The following is a 24,818-nucleotide window of genomic DNA, read 5'->3' as shown; positions in this document are numbered from 1 at the left end:
CTCTTGAACAAGCTTAGATATAAATTTCTACTTAGTTCCAAATTGGAACTATGATTAAATTATAATCTACTATTCATGCTGTCAATTTATTTTTCATGTATTTTCTCAATTTGTCCTATAAAGATATTTTGTGCCCTTAAAGCGGTTATTTGCTAAATCAAGACTAGATAAAACAATAGATGCACCTAAATATCCCAAGACTTTTCAATTGATGTGATTTGACTATGAACGCTTTGGTGTTCTGCTTGTTTTACTGTGCACCATAATTCCATAAATTCTTTACCTAAATATTCTGTAAGTATCTTGTTATTTTTAAATAATTTTAAAGCTTCAATTTGCTCAATTGGCAATAAATAATGTTTAGATTTAAACGTAAGTTGATTGATTTGTTTCGGTATTTCTAACTGGTGTGTTAAACCATAGAGTGTGCCAATCAAAATCATGGCAATGGTAAGATAAGGATTACAATCTGCTCCTGCCACACGGTATTCCAATCTTTGATTTTCTTGATCAGAGCAAGGTATTCGAATAGCCACATTACGGTTATTCAGCCCCCAACTCGCTTCTAAAGGAACATGATGACCTTTTTTAAAGCGTCTAAAAGAGTTTAAATTGGGTGCTAAAATTGCCATCGAACTTGGCATTAACCATAACAAACCACTGATGACTTTTAAAAGATCTTGAGATAACACATCTTTCCGAGGACTAAAAATATTGTTTTGATCTTGATCAAGCAAACTCATATGAAAATGCATTCCACTGCCCGCTTTTAACAAATCTGGCTTTGCTAGAAAATTTGCACGAAATCCGTGTTTATGTGCAATTTGTTTAATGGTTCGTTTTAACAACATAATCTGATCACATAACTTTAAAAGATCACATGTGTGTTGTAGATTAAGCTCATATTGCCCTGAAGATGCTTCAGAAATAATTCCTGTAATTATAATATTCTGTAGTTTAGCGATAGCTTCAATCTCATCTAAAATTTGTTGATGTGTATCAGAGAGATGAATATCAAAACATTGAGTTATTAATTCTTGAACTTCTTGTTCCCCATTCAACGGCTGCAAATAAAATTCTATTTCTGCTGCAATACATGGGTGATAATTTTTTTCATGTAATTGTTGGAGTATTCTTTTTAAAATATTACGAGGTTCAATTAAACACTCTTGATGGCGATCATCTTTCATCGTCAATAACAATTGAGCATTAGTTTCAGGCTCAATGGCACAAGGTTGCAATGAACCTAGAATAGGCTGACACAAATGATCTGGTTCACCAATAAATTTACCTAATCCTGTTTCTTCTATCACATTTCCATTTAGACTCATCGCATAAATAGAAAGGGGTAAATAACATGCTTTGACCAATTGTGTTAAGCATTTGACATCAATTCTTTTACCTCGTAGATGTCCATTCAAATCATACAAATAAATATCAATATGTTGTGTATTTGGATACTTTTCTAAATAATGATCTACTTCCTCTAAAAATAATCCCTTATCGAACAGAATATTTTCAGATTTTTGCTCATTTGATTGATTAATTGTATTATTAAAATTTAATAGCTGATTCAACTCTACAAAGACAGCATTCATAAATTAAACCAAGTTCATATTGTTATGAATAGAATAATTTATGCTTATAAATATGTAACGTTAAGATAATATAAACTTATCTAAGCTCAGTATAAATTTAACGTAAAATTCAAGTAACCGTTTAGCATTTTGTTAAGCATCATAAGCACTGACCGATGTAATTTTACGAATTCTAACAGTCAATTCCTTCACGATATAATTGACAGATACAACCAACATCAAACCAATAATAAAAGATCCAATGATATCAAATGGAAAATGAACCCCAACATAAATCCTTGATAAACCAACGACCATACCGACAAAAATACCAAATACACCAATCTTCTTAAAACCTGCTAACCAATATGAAAAGGCAATGATTGTGATGGTTAGGGTATGCTGACTGGGAAATGATGAACTTGGACCATGCCCAATAAGTTGATGACCTAGTCCTATTTCAAACGGACGTGGATGATGGTAGAAGATTTCAGCTAAATCACTCAGGATTAAAGAAAGCAACACAATTAAAAGTGTTTTAGCGAATAAATAATTATAGATTTTCCATTGATAAACTAATAAAAATAAAAGAAAACATATAAAAACTGTATTTAAATCATGTGCTGTAAATATAGCAACTCTATCCACAATCGGATTCTGAGTCGCAAATGAGTTTATGCAATCAAACAAGTAAATGTTTAAGCTTTCAAATATCATTGCATATTTATCTTTTTAGATTCGCTCACTGCAATATATAAGCGAATCATGAAAGAATGATTAAATCTCTATCAAAATTAATTTTAAATAATCTCTAGCTCTTGCATTTCACTAAGCAAACTTTTTACGATATTGATTAGGTGAAATTCCCGTCCAGTGACAATACGCTTTCCTAAAGTTTGAAGTATCTGAAAAACCAAGCCTTTCAGCAATTTCATCCATACTCAGTGTGGTCGCGGCTAGATATTCATCGGCAAGACGTGTTCGCGTACTATCCAATATTTCTTGATAACTCACATTCAAATCGGCTAAACGGCGATATAAAGTTCTTTTAGATACATGTAATTGATCTGCGATCTGTTGAGCAGTTGGAAAATTCCCAACACTGTCCAAGAAAATAAGACGAATCGTTTTGATCAGTTCAGATTCCTCATCATTTTCATCTCCCAACATCCGTTCACAAAAAGACTGACACATATCTGCAGTAATCGGATTTGCATTTGGACAAGGCGCATCTAACCATGCTAAATCGAAATGCCATTGCATCACCTCTGCATCAAACTCTACAACACAACCAAATACCTTTTGATATTCATCTGCATATTCAGGGGCAGGATAAGGCAGTAATAACCTTTTAGCTTGAAATGGCGCTTCGAGTACACACTGAATTAAGGTCTGCATTGAACTAAACCAAAACTCGCAAATTAATGGTAATAAATGTCCTAAAGCAATAATTTCTTTAGCTTCAAAAATTGCAGTATCATTTTGTATATAAAATGATTTTTGCAGTACAGGACTGGCTAGTTTGATATGTCGAATGCCAAGTTCGACGGCTTGTTGAAAATTACGAGAAGAGTACAGTGCATAACCATACACCCCAAAATCTGATAATTTTTGTTTTTGACCTGCCCTAAGCCCGATCAATGAATCTTTAGACAAAGATTGGATATTTTGAAATAACTTCAACTTTTGATATTGAGATATTGTTGTGGTCGCACATGTTAACGCATCATGCGCAATACCCGTACCATCTAATATCTGAGCGATGGAATATCCTTGTTTTTGCATTTCATCAAACAAACTGCTTAAACCAAGTATAGGCGTGCCTTGACCGAATATCGTATGATCATAACGAGCTTCAATATAAATATTTTGCTCAATATTCTGTTTAGGCATTTTTACTTTATCCATTCGATCAGTAGATAATGGCACTAAATTACTTTTTGTTGTCTCAATTTAACATCGACTAAAAATTCAATCAATCATAAAGTCTATTTCTACCAATAAGCATGGAAGGAGCAACAATGACACTTTCTCATTCGCAGGAATTTAGCGACTCGGCAACTAAACATATGCACTTGGTATTCGCCCAACAACGTGCTGCTTTCGATGCGAATCCTTATCCTGATCTCGATGCTCGACGTACAAAATTATTCAAACTTAAAAAACAAATTATTCGTTATCAAGACGTGATTGCAACCGCTATCAATAGCGATTTTAGTTCTCGATCGATAGATGAATCAAAATTATTGGATTTATTAGGCTCAGTTTTGGAAGCAGAACATGCCATTCGACATTTACGTAAATGGATGCGACCGAGTAAACGAAGTACTGAATTACTGTTTTTATCAAACCGTCTGGCTGTCCAATATCAACCGAAAGGTGTGGTCGGTGTGATTGTGCCGTGGAACTTCCCCGTTTATTTGGCGCTTGGTCCATTGGTTGCGGCAATCGCTGCGGGCAATCGAGTCATGATTAAACTGCCCGAAATTACACCTGCAACTAATGCAGTGCTGAGACGTATGCTGGCTGAAGTTTTTTCTGAAGATGAAGTTTGTATTTTCGGTGAAGAAATTCTTAATCCTGCACAATTCACATCACTCCCTTTTAACCATATTGTATTTACTGGTTCACCTGCAATTGGTCGAGTGGTAATGCGTGCAGCAGCAGAAAACCTAACGCCTGTCACATTAGAATTAGGCGGTAAATCCCCTGCGCTTGTCAGCCGTCATTATCCATTAGCCGATGCAGCTAAACGGGTATTGCATGGTAAGGCAACCAATTGTGGGCAAATCTGTGTTGCACCTGACTATGCACTTGTACCCAAAGAACAAGTGAATCAGTTTGCAGAAGAATGTAAAAATAATTTTACGGCGATGTATGGCAGTAACATCAGCAATAATTCTAACTATACCTCTATCGTCAATGATCGCCATTTCAAACGCCTATTAGAAATCCTAGACGATGCCAAAGCCAAAGGCGCTCAAATTATTGCCTGTGCCGAATATGATCGTGACAAAGATGCGCGTCGTATGCCTGTACATATTGTACTGAATTGCACACCCGATATGCGTATTCTAAAAGAAGAGCTGTTTGGCCCAGTATTGCCCGTAGTGGCTTACGATAGCCTTGATGATGCAATTACCTATATCAAAGCAGGTGAACGACCTTTAGCACTCTATTGTTTCACTCATGATTCAACTGAACGTGACCACATCTTAAAACAAACTCATTCAGGTGGTGTTACGATTAATGATTGGGGTTGGCATGTGGTCAACCATGATGCACCATTTGGTGGTATTGGTAACTCTGGTATGGGAACTTATCACGGTGAAGAAGGCTTCCGTGAGCTATCACATGCGAAAACAGTTTTTGCTCGTCATCGCTTCTTCCCAACGCAATTATTCTATCCACCTTATGGCACTTGGGTGCAAAAACTTGCTTTGAGTTTCTTCTTGAAAAAAGGCGACCCAAACTTAAAATAAACGGTTTATTCGTCAAAAAGAGAGTTTTGCAAACTCTCTTTTTTATTTTCAATTTAGGATTGCCCTTGGAAACGTAACCCCACCCCTGCAATGGTAAAAATATATTTTGGAGTAACCGCAGAATCTCCAATTTTGCTGCGGAGTTTTTTCACCAAGATTCGAAGATAATGGGTATCTTCTTCATGGCTAATACCCCATAGCTCGGTCATAATTTGTTTTTGCGTAACAATCTTCCCCTGATGGCGAATCAATAGTGCTAATAGTTGAAATTCTTTTTTGGTGAGGACAATTTCTTCCTGGGCAAACGTCACCACATGCTCAGCCACATCCACAGATAATTGACCATCATCAAATACAATGTTCTGTCCAGACTGTTGTGGTTTATTGCGAAACATCACTCGAATACGGGCACATAATTCCTGAATGCTAAACGGTTTAGTGACATAGTCGTTTGCACCTGCATCGAGCAATTTAATTTTTTGATTTTCATCAGGACGGGCAGATAACACAATCACAGGAATATCTGACCATTGCCTCATCTCAGTCAATACTTCCTGTCCTTCCATATCTGGCAAACCCAAATCTAAAATCAGTAAATCCGCACCTCGTGTTGCCAAAATTTCTAAGCCTTTCATGCCATTTTCAGCAACATGCACCTGATAACCTTGCGCACGTAGAGCAATGTCTAAAAATTTTCGAATTTGAGGTTCATCATCAATAATTAAAATTGATGCATTCGGATGGGTTGTTTGCGGCATAAATAATAATTTTAATCCTGATGTAACGGTAATCGTATGCGAATTAAGGTGCCTTGACCATCTGTTCCAGCAAAAGCTTCAATACTACCCATATGAGCGCCAATAATGGCTTTGACAATCGCTAGTCCTAAACCTGTCCCCGTTTTTCCTCGATCACCGCGTTGCATGGTGTAGAACATATCAAAGATTTGCTCGCGTTCATCTTCGGGAATGCCAATCCCTTGGTCGATAATGTCAATTTGCAGAAATTGTTCCTCTTGCTGAATCTTTATTTCAATCGGAACATTCTCTGGTGAAAATTTGGCAGCATTTTCCAAAACATTAAAAATGGCTTGTTCAATCAAAGCAGGATGTACATACAATTGCGGAAGTTCTTCCGCCAAAGCAACTTCGATTTTCACCTCAGGCTGATAGCGTTTAAGCCGTTGAGTTGCCGAGCCAATCAGCTCATCTGCACCGATCCAAGCACGACTTAAAGTCAAACCCTGATGACCTAAACGAGTCATGTCCAACAGGTTTTGAATATAACGATCCAATCGTTCACCCTCAATATGAATGGTGTCTAATAATTCATGGCGATCGCTTTCAGGCATCTGTTCACCATAATATTTGAGCGTATCTGCTGAACCAATCATCGCTGCTAAGGGTGAACGTAAATCATGCGATACCGAAGAAAGTAAAGCTGAACGTAGCTTTTCCGTTTCAGCCACTACTCTAGAATTTTCTAACTGTAAAGACAGTTGTACCCGAGCAACAGTTTGCGCAATATCTTCAATCATCAACTCAGTTAAACGTTGTAATTCAAAACTGATGGTTTGAGCATTTTGATGAAAGCGAATTGCAATTACGCCATATTCTTTCACTAAATTCAGTGGAATAAACCACCATTCAGAATTGGTCAGTGTGTTGGTAAAGCGTCCACAGGGTTTCGCATTCTTCTGCGTCCAATCTGCGGCTATTTGATCTTTTTCATTTAAAGCAGTGACATCACCCAAAGACTGATTTTCAACTTTTAACCAGACCATCGCATTTAATGAAGTTTCTAAATGTTGTTTGGCGACGGTTAATACCTGTTCAATATCCACACAGGTCGATAGTTTTCTTTCCAATTCTTGCAACTGTAACGAGACTGAATTTGCAGCACGTAAATTCAATACCTGCGCACGTAATTGGTTGGCTAAACGCCCGACCAGTAAGGCTGAGACAATAAACGTAATGATGGTAATCACGCCTCGTTCAGCGCTAATCATAAAAGTAAATCGAGGTTCGATAAAAAAATAGTTGTAGAGTAAAAAACAGATGAATACGCTGATAATCGTGATCAACATGCGGGCGCGTATCGCAACTAGTAATACAGTCACAATAAAAATTAAAGCTAAATCACTATACCCAATAAAATGATCACTGATTGCTGCCACAATCAGCCCTAACAACACAATGATAATACTTTCAAACACTTCACGTTGATTAAATGCTAAACTTTGTTCCAACCAAGATGAATGAGCGACATCTGTCTGCAAACGCTTTTCATTATTTTTGGCTTTTAAAGGCTGAACAAAGGTGATTTCAAAAGGATGCTGTTTCTCTAACAGTTGATCGGCAATATGATCTGAAAATAAGCGCTGCCATAGCGATTTTTGAGGACTTTTGCCAAGCAAAATATTAGATGCACCATAATCATAAGCCGCTTGTAAAATAGTCGATGCAATATGATTACTATAGAGTAAATAAGTGTCTGCACCGAGCTTACGCGCTAGATTAAAGGCTTTAGTCACTGCAAAAGCTTGGGTCGTTTCAACCTTACTTTTTTGAATCGAAATGACGCTCCACGTTGCATTGCGCCTTTCCGCAATCCGATGGGCACGGCGTACCAAATCTTCAGAGAATTCAGAACCATCTATCGCCAACATCACATGATTTTGAATCGGAATAATCTGCCCTTGCGCAACAAATTTTTCTCGATAATCAATATCAACCTGCCCTGCAACAGTTTGAATTGCCAGATCACGTAACGCTGTCAAATTCGCAGCTTTAAAAAAACCTTGTAATGCATGGGGTGCAACATCGGCGAAATAAATCTTGCCATGATTCATCCGTTCTAATAGTTCGGGAACAGGTAAATCAACCAGTCGAATATCTTTCAAACGTTTAAGTAGTGCATCGGGGACAGTTTCAGTGACCCGAATCCCCGTAATTTGAAAAACTACATCATTCAGACTTTCCAAATGCTGAATATTTAAGGTGCTATAGACATCAATACCTGCATCCAACAACTCATTGACATCTTGCCAACGATATTCATGCCGACTATTGGGTACATTACGATGGGCCAATTCATCAACAAGCACAATTTGAGGCTTTAATTTAAGAATTTGGTCGAGATCCATCTCATCCAACATTCGCCCCTGATATTCCACAGACTTTCTTGGAATAACATTCAGCCCTTGAATCAAAGCTTCGGTGTCAGATCGACCGTGGGTTTCCACCACACCAACCACCACATGCTGCCCTTGTTGCATCAATTCATGCGCTCGGGTCAGCATGGCATAGGTTTTCCCCACCCCAGGTGCTGCACCCAAGAAAATGGTCAAACGTCCAGATTGTTCACGTTGACTATGTGCCAACCATGCATCTGCTTTGTTATTACGGTCGATCTGCATAATTACGCTCTATCAACGTGTGGTCGATGACAATTGATCTAAGGCTAAATTTAGCTGTAACACATTCACTCGGGCTTGCCCATATATGCCGAATTGTGCAGGCTGAGTTTGTTGTTGTACCAAATCACGAACTTGCTGCTCAGGCAAATGATGTTGCTGTGCCACACGTTTCACCTGTAATAAAGCACTTTCAGGTGAAATATCTGGGTCGATTCCGCTTCCTGATGCTGTCACCATCTCATTTGGCACTTGTTGCTCAGTAATATGATTATTCTGGGCAAATTGCACTGTTCGTTCTTTAATTTGTGTTTGTAAATCAGGATTAGAGATTGCCAAATTACTGCCTGCCATGCCATCTACATTGTAACTTACCGCACTTGGTCGTCCATGAAAATATTGTTCACTAACAAAGTTTTGCCCTACCAAGCTTGAACCAATAATTTTACCATCCAGTTCAATGACACTACCATTGGCTTTTTTGGGAAAGATCAACTGCGCAATGGAAACACTTACTGCACTATACAACACACCTGCAATCAAAAAACCAACCAAGATTAAACCAATACTCGGGCGTAGGACTGAATGTCCTTGACTAGATAATGCCAAGTCCTGTTGATTCAATTGCTCATGACTCAATAAAGTATTCATTTCCAACTCCTAAATCCACAATGACACAACAAGGTCAATCAGCTTGATCACAATAAACGGAAAGATCACACCACCTACACCATAGATCAGCATATTACGGCGTAACAATTGCAGCGCACTGGCAGGTTTGAATTGAACGCCTTTGAGTGCCAATGGAATCAGCATTGGAATAATCAAAGCATTAAAGATCAAAGCGGAAATCACGGCACTGCTTGGACTACTAAGCTGTAAAATATTAAGTACCCCAAGTTGTGGAATCGCAACGGCAAACAATGCAGGTAAAATCACAAAATACTTAGATACGTCATTTGCTAACGAAAAAGTGGTTAATGCTCCACGAGTAATCAATTGCTGTTTACCAATTTCAACCACATCTAGTAATTTGGTTGGATCAGAATCCAAATCCACCATATTGCCAGCTTCTTTGGCAGCTTGAGTGCCCGAATTCATGGCTAAACCAATATCTGCCTGCGCCAAAGCAGGTGCATCGTTAGTGCCATCACCCACCATTGCGACTAATTTTCCTGCTGCTTGCTCATTACGAATACAAGCCAATTTATCCTCAGGTCTCGCTTCTGCAATATAGTCATCCACGCCTGCTTCAGCCGCAATCGCAGCCGCAGTCAAAGGATTATCGCCTGTAACCATAATGGTTTTGATACCCATCTCACGTAACAGTGCAAAGCGTTCTTTAATCCCCTGTTTAATCACATCAGATAGTTCAATCACCCCTAAAATACTGTGATTCGAAGCCACGACCAATGGGGTTGCACCTTTTGACGCCACCTGTTCCACTCTAGTTTTTAGTTCAACGTTATCTTTAATCTCTTGATTAGTGAATTTAAGAATAGCATCCACTGCGCCTTTACGAATCTTTTGCCCTGTCGCCAAATCCACGCCAGACAACCGTGTCGATGCACTAAACTGAATGAATTCGGCATCTTGAGGCTCACGAATGCTCTCTCCCATTTCTTTACCCAAACTCACCACGGATTTACCCTCAGGGGTTGGATCAGCAAAAGAGGTCAGCATGGCTGCTTGGCGCAATTCACTTGGCGTTACACCTGCCAATGGATAAAAGGCGGTGGCTTGACGGTCGCCATAGGTGATCGTGCCTGTTTTATCCAACAGCAACACATCAATATCACCTGCAACTTCAACCGCTTTCCCTGATTTGGCTAAGACATTGGCTTTTAACGCACGGTTCATCCCTGCAATCCCAATCGCAGGCAGCAATCCTCCAATCGTGGTTGGAATCAAACACACCAGTAAAGCAATCAACAAGACTAGACTGATTTTGATCCCGACCATTGAACCAATAAAAGGTAAGCTTGCCACTACCACAATAAAAGTAATGGTCATGATATTGAGCAAAATACTCAACGCGACCTCATTCGGCGTTTTTTGGCGATTGGCGCCTTCAACTAAGGCAATCATGCGGTCTAAAAAGCTATGCCCTGCCTCATTACTAACTCGAATAATAATTTCATCCGACAAGACCTTAGTGCCACCAATCACACCTGAACGGTCGGTATTGGCTTCACGCAGTACGGGTGCAGACTCTCCTGTAACTGCCGATTCATTGATGGTCGCAAAACCCTGAATAATCTCGCCATCCGCAGGAACAATTTCACCTGCTTTAACGATGACTAAATCATCCTTTTTGAGTAGGTTTGCGGAAATCACGGTCGGTACAGCATTTAAATCGAGAATACGATTTGCAGTTAAGTTTTCACGCGCCTGACGTAATGATGCTGCTTGTCCACGGCCTTTAGCTTCTGCAACCGCTTCTGCATAATTAGCAAACAATACAGTCACCAATAAGATCAAACTCAACAGCAGACCAAAACCGAAGCTGGTACTCCCCATCAAGGTTGCGACAATCGTTAAGATTGTTCCCCCCCAGACACAAGCCATCACTGGATTTTTAAACGCATATTGCGGTAATAGTTTATAAAAGGTTTGTTGAATAATTTCTTTATTCAAAATATCCATCTGTTGTGTCGCATTTGAATGTTTCATTGTGCTTGCTCCACGCTTAAACTTTTATCGACAAATAGTCAGCAATTGGCCCAATCACCAACACTGGCATGAATTGCAACAAGGTCAGAATCAGCACGATCCCAATCAAGGTCAACGCAAAAGTTGGAGATTCAATATGTAAAGAACCCTTGCTTTCGGCTGCTTGCGGTTTGGTTGCTAAACTCACTGCGATTAAAACTGGAATAATCAACACGCTATAACGCCCTGCCAATAAAGCCACACTGGCACTGAGGTTCCACCAGAGCGTGTTATCGCCTAAGCCTTCAAAACCAGAACCATTGTTGGCATAAGCAGAGACATACTCATAAAACACTTGGCTAATGCCATGGAACGCTGGATTTGAATTTCCTGTCATGGATGGGAATGCAATGGCAATCGCAGTTAAGCCAAGAATCACCACAGGCTGTAATACAATCACCAGTGCTAACAACTTAATTTCAGTGACTTCAATCTTTCGACCAAATAATTCAGGGGTACGCCCCGTCATCAAGCCTGCGATAAATACAGCCAAGAATAGGTATATAAAAAACTGTAATAGACCACAGCCGATACCGCCCCAAATGGCATTAATCAGCATATTGCACAGCTCAACTAATCCTGTCAGTGGTGAGGCAGAGTCATGCATCATATTGACCGAGCCGTTATTCACTTGCGTGGTCAAACTTCCCCATAATGCAGATGCGTCTGCACCGAAACGAAGCTCCTTCCCTTCCATCAACGCGGCATTAACACTTAAAGATGATTTTTCGGTCCACAACGTTAATAAGGTTGAAGCCAACGACATCAGCAACATAGTGCCAAAAATCATCCACATCAATTTCTTACGTTGAATAAAGCGCCCCACCATAAATACCACTGACAACGGGATTAGTAAGATCGCGATCATCTCAATAACATTGGATAACGGCGTTGGATTCTCTAAAGGCACACTACTGTTTGGGCCATACCAACCGCCACCGTTACTGCCCAGTTGTTTAATTGCAACCATGGGCGCAACTGGACCCAGTGGAATATGTTGGGTTTTAAAATCTACGGTTTGATCCAAGACCTGTGCGGTTGGACCTGCAGATAATGTTGCTGGAACACCTTGAAAAGTAAGGAGCAAAGAAAAAACTAAACCAAGTGGAATAAAGAATCTAAACAATGGTCGGATAATATCCATCCAGTAATTACCTAGATTAATATGGTTCCAATTCTTTTGCTCTGGATCTTGCGCTTGACGTGATTGCAGGAATAAAGCCCTTAACATGGCGACTAATAAAGCAAGTCCGATAATTGGCGATAAATATTGCAATCCAACAATGACTGTCATTTGCGATAGATAAGACAGTTGAGCCTGTCCTGAATAGTGTTGTTGGTTGGTATTGGTCAGAAATGAAATGCTGGTATGTAAAGCCAGATCCCAATTCATATTTGGAATATGATCAGGGTTGAGTGGTAACCATGCTTGAGTCATTAAAATAGTGACACTTGCAGCGAGCAGTAAAATATTACTGAGCACAAATGCCGTTAAATATTGCCGCCAATTCATTCCACTACGCTTAACACCCAACACAGCATAAATGGGTTGTTCAATCCATTTAAACAAAGTGTCGCTTTTCATTGGCTTAGCCTGCATTACATCGGCGAGATAAGCACCGAGCGGATAAGCCAGCAGTAATGAAAGGACAAATACAGAAATAAATTCCCACATAGCAAATGCCATTTAAAATAGGTCATCATTAGTATGGAAATTGAGAGCGTAAATTCTCTATATTGAAAAAACCAGTGAACGTAAATTTTTCGTAAAATTATTCCTAAACTCTTCTCTGTATTGTCAAAAAATGCTTTAAAGAAAAATTATGGAGAAAAATTTCTTAATTTTTACAAAAAATCTTTGACCTTATTTAAAAAAAATTAAAAAGAAATGCAAAAACAAAACACCATAAATTATTAGTAATACTTTATATTTATCATCATATTATCAATAAAAACACAAATGTACATAAATTTAAATAGCATTTTTTTTGTGCATTTTCATGTAATCAATCGTACTGACAAGTTCATTTAGAACATTTACTCTTATTTTAATTATGGTATTTTTGTTACATGAAGTTATATCAAATCTATTTCAATAGATGATTTGACAAGCCAATCATAGCTTCTTACTTAGAAAATCTTGAAGTTCAAGGAAAGATTTAAAATGAAATTAAAACATCTTAGCACTGCAATGATTTTAGCGACGCTACCTGCAACTGGAGTATTTGCAGCTGCATTAGATCGCTCAGGTCAGTCAATGTCTGCTTTTTTACAGCCAGGTAACTATTTTGAAGCTGGTCTTTCGGTTCTAGATCCAACTGTTGAAGGAAAAGAAGCTGGCACATCACCAACTCAACGTAAAATCGGTGATATGGGTGATGATTACATGTTCCCTAGCGCCGCTCTAAAACTTCAACTAACTGATAATATTTCTTTTGGCTTACTTTACGATCAACCTTTTGGTGCCGATGCGAAATATAGCGGTCAGAATGTTTTCGTATCTAATCCAGGCAGTGATACTGTTTTACCTGTTGAAAGAACAAATGCATTATTACAAAAGAAAGTAAGTGATTACTTAACCTCACCAACAGGTCAACAGCAAATTGCTGGGCTTGTACAAGGTGGTATGACTCCAGCTCAAGCCCAAGCTGCTGTGACTCAAGGTTTTTTAAATAGTGCACCAGTTAAAGCATTACAAAAAGGTCTAGCTGATGCCAATGCCTCTTTAGGAACAGGTAGCACTGGAGTAGAAGTAGATTCTCAAAATATCTCTCTTATTTTTGGTTACCAACCAGTTAAAAACTTAAATCTTTATGCTGGTGGTGTTTACCAAACTGTAAAGGGTAAAGTAAACCTACGCGGTACTGCATATAGTATCTATAATGGTTACGATGCCGATATTAAAGAAACTGGTGGTGCTGGTTGGTTAGTAGGTGCAGCGTATCAAATTCCTGAAATTGCATTAAAAGCAGCTGTAACTTATCGCTCTGAAATCGATCATAAAGTAAATATTGATGAAAAATTTGCAGTAACATCTGCTTTAACTAGTAATCCAGCAGTTCTTGCAGGTCTACTCGGTATTACACCAGCTCAAGCATTGGCTCAAGCGCAAGCTCTAGAAGAAGGCAGCGCTGGTAAAAAAACCAAAATTACAACACCTCAATCTGTTAACTTAGACTTCCAAACTGGAATCATGGCAAATACTGTTGCATTTGCTAATGTGCGTTGGGTAAATTGGAAAGATTTCGCTATTCAACCATATAAATTTGGCTTATTGTCGCAACAAATTGGTGGATTAGTTGGTCGTCCAAACGGTTTTAATTTAGTTGAATATTCTGATGATCAATGGTCTGTAAATGCAGGTGTCGGTCGTAAACTCAATGAACAATGGGCAGGTAATGTTTCTGTAGGTTGGGATTCTGGTGCAGGTAACCCAGTTACAACTTTAGGACCAACAGAAGGTTACTGGAATGTTGGTGTAGGTGTTCAATATAGTCCAACCCCTGCAACATTTATTGCTGGTGGCGTTAAGTATTTTTGGTTAGGTGATGCTAAAGCTCAAACTGGCGCTCAAGCTGGTGGTAATGAGTATGTTGCAGAATTTGAAGACAATAATGCAATCGCTTATGGTTTAAAAATTGGTTATCGTTTCTAATAAAAGGGTTATAAAAAAGACCATCTTTTGATGGTCTTTTTTATTTTCGTGCGAAAAATAAATCGTTTCAAAAATTTATTACAGATTATTCTTAAAATATAGAAAAACATGATTAATCAAAGTATTAATAAGAATTTTACAAATATACCGACTAGTATATAACACTACACTTCTCAAGAAATTTTCATGACTTTATCAGTTCATTTATGGACATTTGTAAAATATTTTGAACCATAAAAATTATGTTACTTTTCGCAACATTCTTGTTACAAAGTGATATGAGAGAAAATATCAATGAAGCTTAATGCGATTCAGCACGCTCTTTTACTTAGCTTACTCCCAACCACTTCTGCTTTTGCAGCAGCTTTAGACCGTTCAGGTCAATCTATTGCCCCTTTTTTACAAGCAGGCAACTATTTTGAAGCAGGTATTTCAATTCTTGATCCAAATGTATCAGGAAAAGATAATTCACAAAATGACACAGGTAATATGGCAGGTAACTATTACTCGCCAAACGCTGCTTTAAAAATTCAAGCAACCGAAAAATTCTCTATTGCCCTTATTTATGACCAACCTTATGGAGCTGATGCAGAATACAAACGTAAAAGTAACTTTATCGAAAGTCGCCCTGTCCCATTTAAAGGTGGCACCTCAGTTACAGTTGATACTGAAGATTTGAATTTAATTCTAGGTTATCAACCAACCCTAAACTGGAACCTCTATGCAGGAGCTGTTTATCAAACACTAGATGCAACGGTATTATTACGTGGTGCAAGTTATAGTGCATACAGTGGTTATGATTTTAAAACAGGTCGTGATGAAGCTGTAGGCTGGTTAGCAGGCATAGCTTATCAAATTCCTGAAATTGCACTCAAAACATCTTTAACTTACCGTGCAAAAATCAAGCATGAAATGAATGCATATGAGAATCATGGAATTGCAGGTTTTACAGGCAGTCCTATTTTTGATGTGATGTTAAATCAAATTAACAATGCTCAAGGTACAACTGAAATCACGACGCCTCAGTCCGTTAATCTCGATTTTCAAACGGGAATTATGGAAAATACTGTCGCGTTCGCAAACGTTCGTTGGGTAAACTGGAAAGACTTTGCGATTCGTCCATATAAATTTGGGGCCGCTTCAGTTCTACCTCCCATCGTTAATAAGACTGGTAAAAAAGACGGCTTTGATCTAGTGGCTTATACTGACGACCAATATTCTGTAACTGCTGGCGTAGGCCGTAAAGTAAATGATCATTGGGCTGGTAATGTTTCTGTAGGTTGGGATTCTGGTGCAGGTAACCCAGTTACAACACTCGGACCAACAGAAGGTTATTGGAATGTAGGCCTAGGAGTTCAATATAGCCCTGCCCCGAATTACTTTATTGCTGGTGGTGTAAAGTATTTCTGGTTAGGAGATGCTAAAGCTCAATCAGGTTCTCAATTTAATACGCCTAACTACGTAGCTGAGTTTGAAAATAATGATGCGATCGCTTATGGTTTGAAAATTGGTTATAAATTCTAATAAATAGTAAAAATAAAAGGCGCTTCTAAGCGCCTTTTATTTTTAAATTTCCTTTACCTTTATTAAAAAGCTTAGAAATTTTGATTATTCTGGAATATTACGTTGTGATACAGAGCGTATCGCTTGTTTCAATGCTTCATAGCCATGCAAAGGTGGAAACTGTGGGAATTCAGCAATTACATTTGCTGGTGCATCAAATAAGAAACCATGATCTGCTTCACCTAACATAGTCGTATCATTATAAGAGTCACCTGCAGCAATCACACGGAAATTTAAACCATGTAATGCTTTCACTGCCTGACGCTTCTGATCAGGCTGGCGTAATTTATACGCGGTAATCATACCATTTTCATCAGTTTCAAGTTTATGACAGAAAATCGTTGGCCAACCTAGTTGTTTCATCAATGGATGTGCAAACTCATAAAAAGTATCAGATAAAATAATCAGTTGAAAATGTGTACGCACCCATTCAACAAATTCTTTTGCACCTTCAAATGGTCCCATATCAGCAATCACAGCTTGAATATCATTTAAACCCAAACCATGCTCTTTTAAAATGTTTAAACGTTGAGTCATTAAAACATCATAATCTGGAATATCGCGCGTCGTCGCTTCTAATTCTTTAATTCCTGTTTTCTTGGCAAAGTTAATCCAGATTTCAGGTACAAGTACCCCTTCAAGGTCTAGGCATACGATTTCCATGAATGCATCCAATGTTGATTAAAAATTGCTGTATCATACCATTAAGATTTTCATTTTTGCGCGGTTGTTAAATAAAACGATTTTATTCTGCAAGATTAAAATCGAAGACAAGCAAATGGCTTTGCTTAGAATGATTTACAATTGTGCCCAAGCTTTTCGCCAGGAACACCTATGACTGTTATTCCGACTATTGACCTTGTAGATGCGCTCGCTGCTGAATATTCAGATAAATCACCACGAGAAATTTTAGAGCTTGCTTTAAGCCAAGAAGGCGAAATTGCAATTTCATTTTCTGGTGCCGAAGATGTTGTATTAATTGATATTGCTTCGCGTCTTGGTAAACCATTTCGTGTATTTAGTTTAGATACAGGGCGTTTACATGCAGAAACCTATCAATTTATTGAAACTGTGCGTAAACATTACAATATTAAGATCGAAATTTGCTTCCCTGAATCCGCTGCTGTACAGCAGTTGGTAAATGAAAAGGGATTGTTTAGTTTTTTTGAAGATGGTCATCAGGAATGCTGTGGCGTTCGTAAAGTACAACCTTTACGTAAAAAATTAGCGACTTTGGATGGTTGGATTACAGGTCAACGTAAAGATCAAAGTCCAGGCACACGTAATGAGATTCCCGTAGTTCAAGCGGATGTTGGCTTTTCAGGTGAAGGCAAGCAATTGATTAAATATAATCCGCTTGCAAATTGGAGCAGTGCAGATGTATGGAGTTATATTCGAATGATGGAAATTCCATATAACCCGCTACACGAACGTGGTTTTATTTCAATTGGTTGTGAACCATGTACTCGTGCTGTATTACCAAACCAACATGAACGTGAAGGTCGTTGGTGGTGGGAAGAAGCAACTCATAAAGAGTGCGGATTACACTCGGGTAATCTGAAAAAATAATTCCTAGCAGATTTGGTATATAAAAACCACTGATTCATCAGTGGTTTTATTTTTTCTGACTCCCCTGTACAAAGTCATATTTTAACCAGACCAAACCGTATATACTTCACACAACGGTTCAATAATTCTAATAAGAGCTCCAAGAGTATCTTATAAAAAATGCAATGAGAGGCTATATCTGCTATGCGCCCATTACACCCTATTGATTTTATTTTTCTTTCATTAGAGAAAAGACAGCAACCTATGCATGTAGGAGGATTATTTTTATTTGAAATCCCAGAAAATGCATCTCCGACATTCGTACATGATCTTGTTCAAGATATCCGTCAATCGAAGAGTATTCCGGTTCCTCCATTTAACAATCAACTAACTGGATTATTCTGGGGTGAAGATCCTGAATTCGATATTGATCATCATTTCCGTCATATCGCGTTACCAAATCCAGGGCGTATTCGTGAACTATTGGTCTATATTTCACAGCAACACAGTTCCTTGATTGATCGTGCAAAGCCATTATGGACTTGCGATATTATTGAAGGCATTGAAGGCAATCGCTTCGCAATGTATTTCAAAATCCATCATGCGATGGTCGATGGCGTTGCAGGTATGCGCCTCATTGAAAAATCATTATCTAAAGATCCAAATGAAAAACATGTAGTACCGTTATGGTGTGTAGAAGGTAAACGTACTAAACGTTTAAAAGCACCAAAACCACCGACAGTAAGTAAAATCAAAGGCATTATGGATGGTATCAAGTCTCAACTTGAAGTCACGCCAAAAGTCATGCAAGAACTTTCACAAACATTGTTTAAAGAAATTGGTAAGAATCCAGACTATGTGTCAACTTTCCAAGCTCCTCCTTCAATTTTAAACCAACGTGTAAGTTCTTCTCGCCGTTTTGCAGCTCAGTCTTTTGAGCTTGATCGTCTACGTAATATTGCTAAATCACTCGGTGTAACCATCAATGACGTGGTACTAGCCGTATGTTCTGGTGCACTTCGAGAATATTTGATTAGTCATAATAGTTTACCGAAGAAACCTTTGATCGCGATGGTGCCAGCATCTTTGCGTACAGATGATTCAGATGTAAGTAACCGTATCACGATGATTCTAGCCAATCTTGCGACTCATATTGAGAATCCAATCGAGCGCTTAGAAATCATTCGTCGTAGCGTACAAAACTCTAAACAGCGTTTTAGTCGTATGACTGCGAATGAAATCCTAAACTACAGTGCTGTTGTTTATGGCCCTGCTGGATTAAATATTGTTTCTGGCATGCTACCGAAACGCCAAGCATTTAACCTTGTAATTTCAAATGTACCAGGTCCTCGCGAACCGTTATATTGGAATGGTGCCAAGCTTGATGCGCTTTATCCTGCATCAATCGTCATGGATGGCCAAGCACTAAATATTACAATGACAAGTTATTTAGATAAGTTAGAAGTAGGTTTGATTGCATGTCGTAATGCTTTACCTAAAATGCAAAACTTATTGACCCATTTAGAAGATGAAATTCAACGCTTTGAACAAGCAATTGAAAATTTACCACAACAGAAAGTTGCGAATTAAGTAATTCGCTAAAAAATTCAGGGGCTTTAAATGGCCCCTTATTTTTTAATTGTACGACAACGTTGTAATAGTTGATGGCAGGCTAAACGGATCATCGCCGTAGTAATTTGAACCTCTTTACCTTGGCTATCGACCATATAACATGTATTGACTGGATTACTGTCTAAAACATGCTTAAAACCGTGATTCACTAATCTTTCGCTCACATTCATAATTATATACCTCATATTATTTGCTAAGGTACTCAAGATACCTATGGCTCATTCTATGGTTCTAGTATTTAAAATTCATGATAGAAAGTAAAATTTCAGTTGTAACAAGGATTAAGCGAAATTTTGTTACAACTTTAGCTCAGAATGATATCGTATTGCTCTTGCGTATATAAATTTTCAACTTGGAATTTAATCACTCGGCTAATGAAATGCTCTAAATCTGCGACGGCTGGGGCTTCTGCCGTTAATAAGCGATCAATCACTGCTGGATGTGCAACGACAGTAAAGCCACTCTTGGAATCAAATGCACGGGCATAACGCAAAATTTCTCGAAATATCTCGTAACATACTGTCTCTGCTGTCTTTACATATCCACGTCCCTGACAAGTTGGGCATGATTCACATAATAAATGCTCTAAAGACTCACGTGTACGTTTACGTGTCATTTCAACCAGGCCTAATTCTGAAACTTGGGTGATTTTTGTTTTGGCATGATCACGTTCAAGCATACGTTCAAACTGACGCATGACCTCTTGTCGATGCTCAAGCTCTTGCATGTCAATAAAATCAATAATGATAATGCCACCCAAATTACGTAAACGAAGTTGTCTCGCAATGACTTGTGTCGCTTCCATATTGGTTTTAAACACCGTGTCTTCTAAACTACGACCACCCACATAAGAGCCTGTATTCACATCAATCGTGGTCATCGCTTCAGTCTGATCTATCATCAGATAGCCACCTGACTTAAGTGCGACACGTGTCTGCAATGCCTTCTGAATATCTTCTTCGACGTTATACAAATCAAAAAGTGGCTTTTCGCCAGGATAGTGAATCAGACGATTTTCAATTGTTGGCACAAACTCAAGCACAAATTCATTTAATTTGGCATGAATTTCACGAGAATCGACATAAATTTTTGCAGTTTCATCACTGGCTAAATCACGGACAATTCTTTGTGGTAAAGGCAATTCTTCAAAAATAAGTTCAGGTGTCGCAACTTCTTTTTGCTTACGTTGAATATATTCCCAAAGCTTACTCAAATAACACATATCTTGGGCAATCGCAGCTTCATCCACACCTTCCGCTGCGGTGCGAACGATCACACTGCCGGGTAAACTGTGTTCCGTCTGAATGCGTTCAATCATGCTACGAAGACGATCACGCTCTTCTTCTGATTCGATGCGTTGTGATACACCGATATGATTACCATAAGGCATTAATACCAGATAGCGCGATGGGATAGAAAGATCTGTGCTTAGACGCGCACCTTTGGTTCCCAACATGTCTTTCATCACTTGAACCGTCAACATCTGTCCCGGATGCAAAAGCTCAAAAACATTTGGGGTAGGTTGCGAACGTGACCAAACCATATCATTGATATGTAAAAAAGCAGTCCGAGACAACCCAATATCAACAAAAGCAGCTTGCATACCTGGCAGTACACGTACCACTTTACCTTTATAAATATTACCCACTAAACCACGTTTTACAGTACGCTCAACAAATAATTCATTGACCGTACCGTTTTCAATTAAAGCCACACGACATTCCATCGGTGTGACGTTAATTAGCAATTCTTCTGCCATAATCCACTCAAAATTTTATAAAAATTCTTATATCCGAAAGTGTCTACTTTAAATTTTAACCCTTTCTAATAACTGTGCTGTTTCGTACAACGGTAAACCAACCACATTACTATAACTGCCCCGAATTTGGGGAATATATTGAGCTGCTATCCCTTGGATTGCATACGCCCCTGCTTTTCCGACAGGTTCACCCGTTGCCCAATACTTTTCCATGTCGACAAGACTAAGCTGTTGCAACTCTACTTGGGTTCTAACCACATCACTTAAGCATTCGATGGAGGTTGCCACACAAATTCCAGAGTACACATCATGCCATTGCCCAGAAATTGTTGACCAGATTTCAAATGCATGCTGCTTTGATTGTGGTTTTCCAATGATCTTGCCTGCAAAACTTAAACTGGTATCCGCAGCAATCACAATCGCATTAGGAAATAAACCTAGAACAGCATGTGCCTTTGCTCTCGCTAATCGTTCAACATATTGTTCAACAATTTCCCCCTCACGGACACTTTCATCAATATCTGGACTATATATTTCAAAATCCAAACCGAGTTGTTGCAACAACTCCTTTCGACGAGGTGAACTCGAAGCTAAAATTATACGCGCCATTTTTGTAAGCAGTAATAAACCATCGGCCATCCTATCACGCTAGTAACAAGCGGTTGCCAATGTCGCGCAATTGAAAAATGTGTACTCGATATTGTTTGACTCATCCATAAAAAGGTTAAGTGCGCAATAATTGCAAGCACAGCGATTACCCATGAGTTCGCGAAAGTTAAAATTCGACGTTCGCGAATAAAATAACGCGTACCAAATGTAATCAACACAAAACTAAGCGCATTTAAACCCAAAGGCGCATCTAACAATAAATCAGTGAAAATCCCCATTCCAAAGGCGAACCAAACCCCGCACCAACTAGGTTGATAAAGAATCCAGAACAGCATGATCATCAGCATAATTGATGGTCGCCATCCTGAAGCTTCGTAAGCAATTGGATAAACTAAAAGAACTGACCCGATAATAATTGAGATGATAATCATCCAAAGTGGATCTTTACGTTTTTCAAAACTCAATCTAGCGATCGGCATAAGGTTGCTCCTGCGCTAAAGATTCTGAAAATAACACTACCACATGATGACCACTGGCAAGCTGTGCCGCAGGAATAACATCAATTTCTGCAAACTCACCTGAAGTATGACGGCTAACCTTAGAAACAGTACCCACCAAATATCCCGCTGGAAAATGTTCGCCCAAACCCGAACTAAATACTTTATCACCCGCTTGAATATTAGCGCTCGTCGGGACATATTCCATTTTTAGGTGACCTAAATCACCTGTTCCAGATACAATCGCACGCATTCCTGTCCGTTCTAAACGTACAGACAGCGAATGTTCTTTATCAGATAACAACATGATACGGGCACTATGTGGGTACACATTAATCAGCTGTCCCATAATCCCTTTATCATCGAGAACAGTTTGCCCAACTTTTAAGTGATCCACAGAGCCACGGTTAATGATAATAATATGGCGTAATGGGTCGGCATCTGTTCCAATCACTTCTGCAATTTGCATACGACCATCAATAATCAATGGCGTATCCAAAAGCCCCCTTAAACGGTTATTTTCCGCGGAGAGTTCTGAAAGTTTTTGGAGTCGAACTTGAGCTTGAAGGAGTTCAGCCTGCATTGCGGTATTTTCACGGCGCAATTGAGTTTCAGATTTGGTTTGTTGGTTCAGCCATTCTCGCGACAATACAGGATAACTTGCCAGCGCATAAATTGGATTATACGCTGCGTACAAGACATCTCTTGCTGGCTTAATCACATAAGGCATGCGCCAATCAAAGAAAAGCACCACCAAACATGAAATAACCGCAATAATAAATGAGCGAAAAGATGGCGGTTGTCTTGAAAAAAGATTCGGTTGCACCGCCTAGTCCTTATGATTTAGCCAACAAAAAGCATGTCATGGTTCGGATTATCAAAGAACTCTAAGACTTTACCGCCACCACGCGTGACGCAAGTTAAAGGGTCATCCGCAACAATCACAGGTAGACCTGTTTCTTGCGCAAGCAATTTATCAAGGTTACGTAATAATGCACCGCCACCGGTCAACACAATACCGCGCTCTGCAATATCCGAAGAAAGTTCAGGTGGAGTTTGTTCTAAAGCAGATTTTACTGCGCTCACGATGCTTTGTAATGGGTCAGCAATTGCTTGTGAAATTTCATCAGAAGTGACGGTAATTGCACGAGGTACACCTTCTGCCAAATTACGACCCCGAACTTCAATCTGAAGGGTTTTGCCATCAGTCACAGCCATACCCACTTCTTTCTTAATGGTTTCTGCTGTGGTTTCCCCAATCACGCAACCATGTGCTTTACGCACATAATTGATGATTTGCTCATCAAATACATCACCACCGATACGTAATGAATCGGCATAAACACAACCTTGTAATGAAATGATCGCAATCTCAGTCGTACCGCCACCCACATCAACCACCATCGAACCACATGCTTGTTCGACTGGCATACCTGCACCAATCGCTGCCGCCATTGGCTCTTCAATTAAACGGACATCACGCGCGCCTGCATTAAATACAGCTTCACGAATCGCACGACGTTCAACTAAAGTCGATTTACATGGGACACAGACCACAACACGCGGTGCTGGTGGAAATAAACGCTTTTCATGTACTTTACCGATAAACTGATTCAACATGGTCTCAGTGACTTCAAAATCGGCAATCACACCGTCTTTCATCGGACGAATCGCTGAAATATTCGCTGGTGTACGACCTAACATTTGTTTAGCATCAAGACCAACAGCAGCAACAATTTTTTGCGAACCGCTATGACGAATCGCCACAACAGTCGGTTCATTTAATATAATGCCACGGCCTGGTGCATAAATAAGTGTATTTGCCGTACCTAAATCAATGGCTAAATCCGGCGAAAACAAGCCAATTAGTCGTTTTAGAATCACGGGGGCGTTCTCAATTAAACTTTGTATGGATGCAAGGTGGCAACTTTAACGAAATGTGATGCTTTGAACAAGTCAATCGCTTATTATAACGCACGATATTTTGCAATTTTTTGATACTGAATTAGGTAAAGTTATGTCTACATCATCAGATGCTCAGCAGACAACGGACTTAAATGCACAGACCGTTTCAGCGATTGCACATCTTGCTCGCTTGTCTCTAAATGACACGCAATCTACTGAATATGCTCACAGTTTAAATAAAATTCTTGGCATGATGGAAAGCCTAAAAGGCATTAATACCGATAATGTTGAGCCTTTGAAAAGTCCTTTTGATAATCCGCAACCTTTACGTGCTGATATTGTAAGTGAAAGCAACCATCGTGATGAATATCAAGCAGTAGCCCCTGCAACTGAAGCAGGTTTGTACCTTGTACCTCGTGTAATTGAATAATTTCTATTCGATTAGTCAATATTTTATATTTAGA

The 24,818-nt window shown here is 39.0% G+C and carries 21 protein-coding genes; 6 read left to right on the top strand and 15 right to left on the bottom strand.

Annotation, left to right across the window (positions count from 1 at the left end):
- Positions 1 to 185: 185 nt before the first annotated feature.
- The 3 genes from AC0JIQ_RS03475 to AC0JIQ_RS03465 all read right to left on the bottom strand — a co-directional run bounded on the left by AC0JIQ_RS03475 (position 186) and on the right by AC0JIQ_RS03465 (position 3,470).
- Positions 186 to 1,598, bottom strand: a complete 1,413-nt coding sequence (locus AC0JIQ_RS03475; protein ID WP_474202647.1) for a glutamine synthetase family protein — start codon at positions 1,596 to 1,598, stop codon at positions 186 to 188.
- 132 nt (positions 1,599 to 1,730) lie between these two features.
- Positions 1,731 to 2,294 carry a phosphatase PAP2 family protein gene (locus AC0JIQ_RS03470; protein ID WP_474202646.1) on the bottom strand — a complete coding sequence of 188 codons (564 nt, stop codon included), beginning with the start codon at positions 2,292 to 2,294 and terminating at the stop codon, positions 1,731 to 1,733.
- Positions 2,295 to 2,405: 111 nt separating this feature from the next.
- Positions 2,406 to 3,470, bottom strand: coding sequence for an AraC family transcriptional regulator (locus tag AC0JIQ_RS03465; protein ID WP_474202645.1), 1,065 nt, complete (start codon positions 3,468 to 3,470; stop codon positions 2,406 to 2,408).
- Between the two features lie 128 nt (positions 3,471 to 3,598).
- On the opposite strand from AC0JIQ_RS03465, the gene AC0JIQ_RS03460 reads away from it, so the two are divergent.
- Positions 3,599 to 5,059 carry a coniferyl aldehyde dehydrogenase gene (locus tag AC0JIQ_RS03460; protein ID WP_474202644.1) on the top strand — a complete coding sequence of 487 codons (1,461 nt, stop codon included), beginning with the start codon at positions 3,599 to 3,601 and terminating at the stop codon, positions 5,057 to 5,059.
- A gap of 53 nt (positions 5,060 to 5,112) precedes the next feature.
- Here the strand turns inward: AC0JIQ_RS03460 and AC0JIQ_RS03455 are convergent, their stop codons facing one another.
- The 5 genes from AC0JIQ_RS03455 to kdpA are packed head-to-tail and all read right to left on the bottom strand — an operon-like array spanning position 5,113 to position 12,861.
- The gene (locus tag AC0JIQ_RS03455) at positions 5,113 to 5,817 is read right to left on the bottom strand and encodes a response regulator (RefSeq protein ID WP_474202643.1); all 705 of its coding nucleotides are present in this window, start codon (positions 5,815 to 5,817) and stop codon (positions 5,113 to 5,115) included.
- An 11-nt stretch (positions 5,818 to 5,828) separates the two neighbouring features.
- Entirely contained in the window at positions 5,829 to 8,477 is a 2,649-nt protein-coding gene (locus AC0JIQ_RS03450; protein WP_474202642.1) for an ATP-binding protein, read from the bottom strand.
- Positions 8,478 to 8,489: 12 nt separating this feature from the next.
- A complete protein-coding gene (gene kdpC, locus AC0JIQ_RS03445) occupies positions 8,490 to 9,125 on the bottom strand; it encodes a potassium-transporting ATPase subunit KdpC (RefSeq protein ID WP_474202641.1) in 636 nt (211 codons plus the stop codon).
- Positions 9,126 to 9,134: 9 nt separating this feature from the next.
- Positions 9,135 to 11,147 (bottom strand): potassium-transporting ATPase subunit KdpB, encoded by a 2,013-nt coding sequence (kdpB, locus tag AC0JIQ_RS03440; protein ID WP_474202640.1) that lies wholly within the window; start codon positions 11,145 to 11,147, stop codon positions 9,135 to 9,137.
- A 16-nt stretch (positions 11,148 to 11,163) separates the two neighbouring features.
- Positions 11,164 to 12,861 carry a potassium-transporting ATPase subunit KdpA gene (gene kdpA / locus AC0JIQ_RS03435; protein ID WP_474203219.1) on the bottom strand — a complete coding sequence of 566 codons (1,698 nt, stop codon included), beginning with the start codon at positions 12,859 to 12,861 and terminating at the stop codon, positions 11,164 to 11,166.
- A gap of 489 nt (positions 12,862 to 13,350) precedes the next feature.
- Between kdpA and AC0JIQ_RS03430 the strand changes: the two genes are divergently transcribed.
- Positions 13,351 to 14,841 (top strand): long-chain fatty acid transporter, encoded by a 1,491-nt coding sequence (locus AC0JIQ_RS03430; RefSeq protein ID WP_474202639.1) that lies wholly within the window; start codon positions 13,351 to 13,353, stop codon positions 14,839 to 14,841.
- A 294-nt stretch (positions 14,842 to 15,135) separates the two neighbouring features.
- Complete coding sequence (locus tag AC0JIQ_RS03425; protein ID WP_474202638.1) at positions 15,136 to 16,365, top strand: OmpP1/FadL family transporter; 1,230 nt, start codon at positions 15,136 to 15,138, stop codon at positions 16,363 to 16,365.
- Positions 16,366 to 16,449: 84 nt separating this feature from the next.
- Here the strand turns inward: AC0JIQ_RS03425 and thrH are convergent, their stop codons facing one another.
- Positions 16,450 to 17,067 (bottom strand): bifunctional phosphoserine phosphatase/homoserine phosphotransferase ThrH, encoded by a 618-nt coding sequence (gene thrH / locus AC0JIQ_RS03420; protein ID WP_046738126.1) that lies wholly within the window; start codon positions 17,065 to 17,067, stop codon positions 16,450 to 16,452.
- Between the two features lie 171 nt (positions 17,068 to 17,238).
- Here thrH and AC0JIQ_RS03415 point away from each other — a divergent pair, with 171 nt between their 5' ends.
- Positions 17,239 to 17,973, top strand: a complete 735-nt coding sequence (locus AC0JIQ_RS03415) for a phosphoadenylyl-sulfate reductase (RefSeq protein WP_087535743.1) — start codon at positions 17,239 to 17,241, stop codon at positions 17,971 to 17,973.
- Between the two features lie 183 nt (positions 17,974 to 18,156).
- Positions 18,157 to 19,542: a WS/DGAT/MGAT family O-acyltransferase gene (locus tag AC0JIQ_RS03410; protein ID WP_004664582.1), complete on the top strand. Its 1,386-nt coding sequence runs from the start codon at positions 18,157 to 18,159 to the stop codon at positions 19,540 to 19,542.
- Positions 19,543 to 19,580: 38 nt separating this feature from the next.
- On the opposite strand, the gene AC0JIQ_RS03405 is transcribed toward AC0JIQ_RS03410, so the two are convergent.
- The 6 genes from AC0JIQ_RS03405 to AC0JIQ_RS03380 all read right to left on the bottom strand — a co-directional run bounded on the left by AC0JIQ_RS03405 (position 19,581) and on the right by AC0JIQ_RS03380 (position 24,333).
- Positions 19,581 to 19,754, bottom strand: coding sequence for a PA1571 family protein (locus AC0JIQ_RS03405; protein WP_004664584.1), 174 nt, complete (start codon positions 19,752 to 19,754; stop codon positions 19,581 to 19,583).
- Between the two features lie 134 nt (positions 19,755 to 19,888).
- Positions 19,889 to 21,343 (bottom strand): ribonuclease G, encoded by a 1,455-nt coding sequence (gene rng, locus AC0JIQ_RS03400; protein WP_004664586.1) that lies wholly within the window; start codon positions 21,341 to 21,343, stop codon positions 19,889 to 19,891.
- Positions 21,344 to 21,391: 48 nt separating this feature from the next.
- Entirely contained in the window at positions 21,392 to 21,952 is a 561-nt protein-coding gene (locus tag AC0JIQ_RS03395) for a Maf-like protein (protein ID WP_474202637.1), read from the bottom strand.
- Positions 21,940 to 22,431, bottom strand: coding sequence for a rod shape-determining protein MreD (gene mreD / locus AC0JIQ_RS03390; RefSeq protein WP_005214245.1), 492 nt, complete (start codon positions 22,429 to 22,431; stop codon positions 21,940 to 21,942). The genes AC0JIQ_RS03395 and mreD overlap by 13 nt, the downstream gene beginning before the upstream one ends.
- Complete coding sequence (gene mreC, locus AC0JIQ_RS03385) at positions 22,418 to 23,275, bottom strand: rod shape-determining protein MreC (protein WP_004664592.1); 858 nt, start codon at positions 23,273 to 23,275, stop codon at positions 22,418 to 22,420. Before mreC ends, mreD begins: the two co-directional genes overlap by 14 nt.
- Positions 23,276 to 23,292: 17 nt before the next feature.
- On the bottom strand, positions 23,293 to 24,333 hold the full coding sequence (locus AC0JIQ_RS03380) for a rod shape-determining protein (protein WP_004664594.1): 1,041 nt from the start codon (positions 24,331 to 24,333) through the stop codon (positions 23,293 to 23,295).
- 133 nt (positions 24,334 to 24,466) lie between these two features.
- Here AC0JIQ_RS03380 and gatC point away from each other — a divergent pair, with 133 nt between their 5' ends.
- A complete protein-coding gene (gene gatC / locus AC0JIQ_RS03375; protein ID WP_474202636.1) occupies positions 24,467 to 24,784 on the top strand; it encodes an Asp-tRNA(Asn)/Glu-tRNA(Gln) amidotransferase subunit GatC in 318 nt (105 codons plus the stop codon).
- Positions 24,785 to 24,818: the final 34 nt, after the last annotated feature.

Source organism: Acinetobacter sp. FB, from assembly GCF_056033405.1.
Note: the sequence above shows the minus strand (reverse complement) of the source record. Positions and strands in the feature narration are given on the sequence as shown.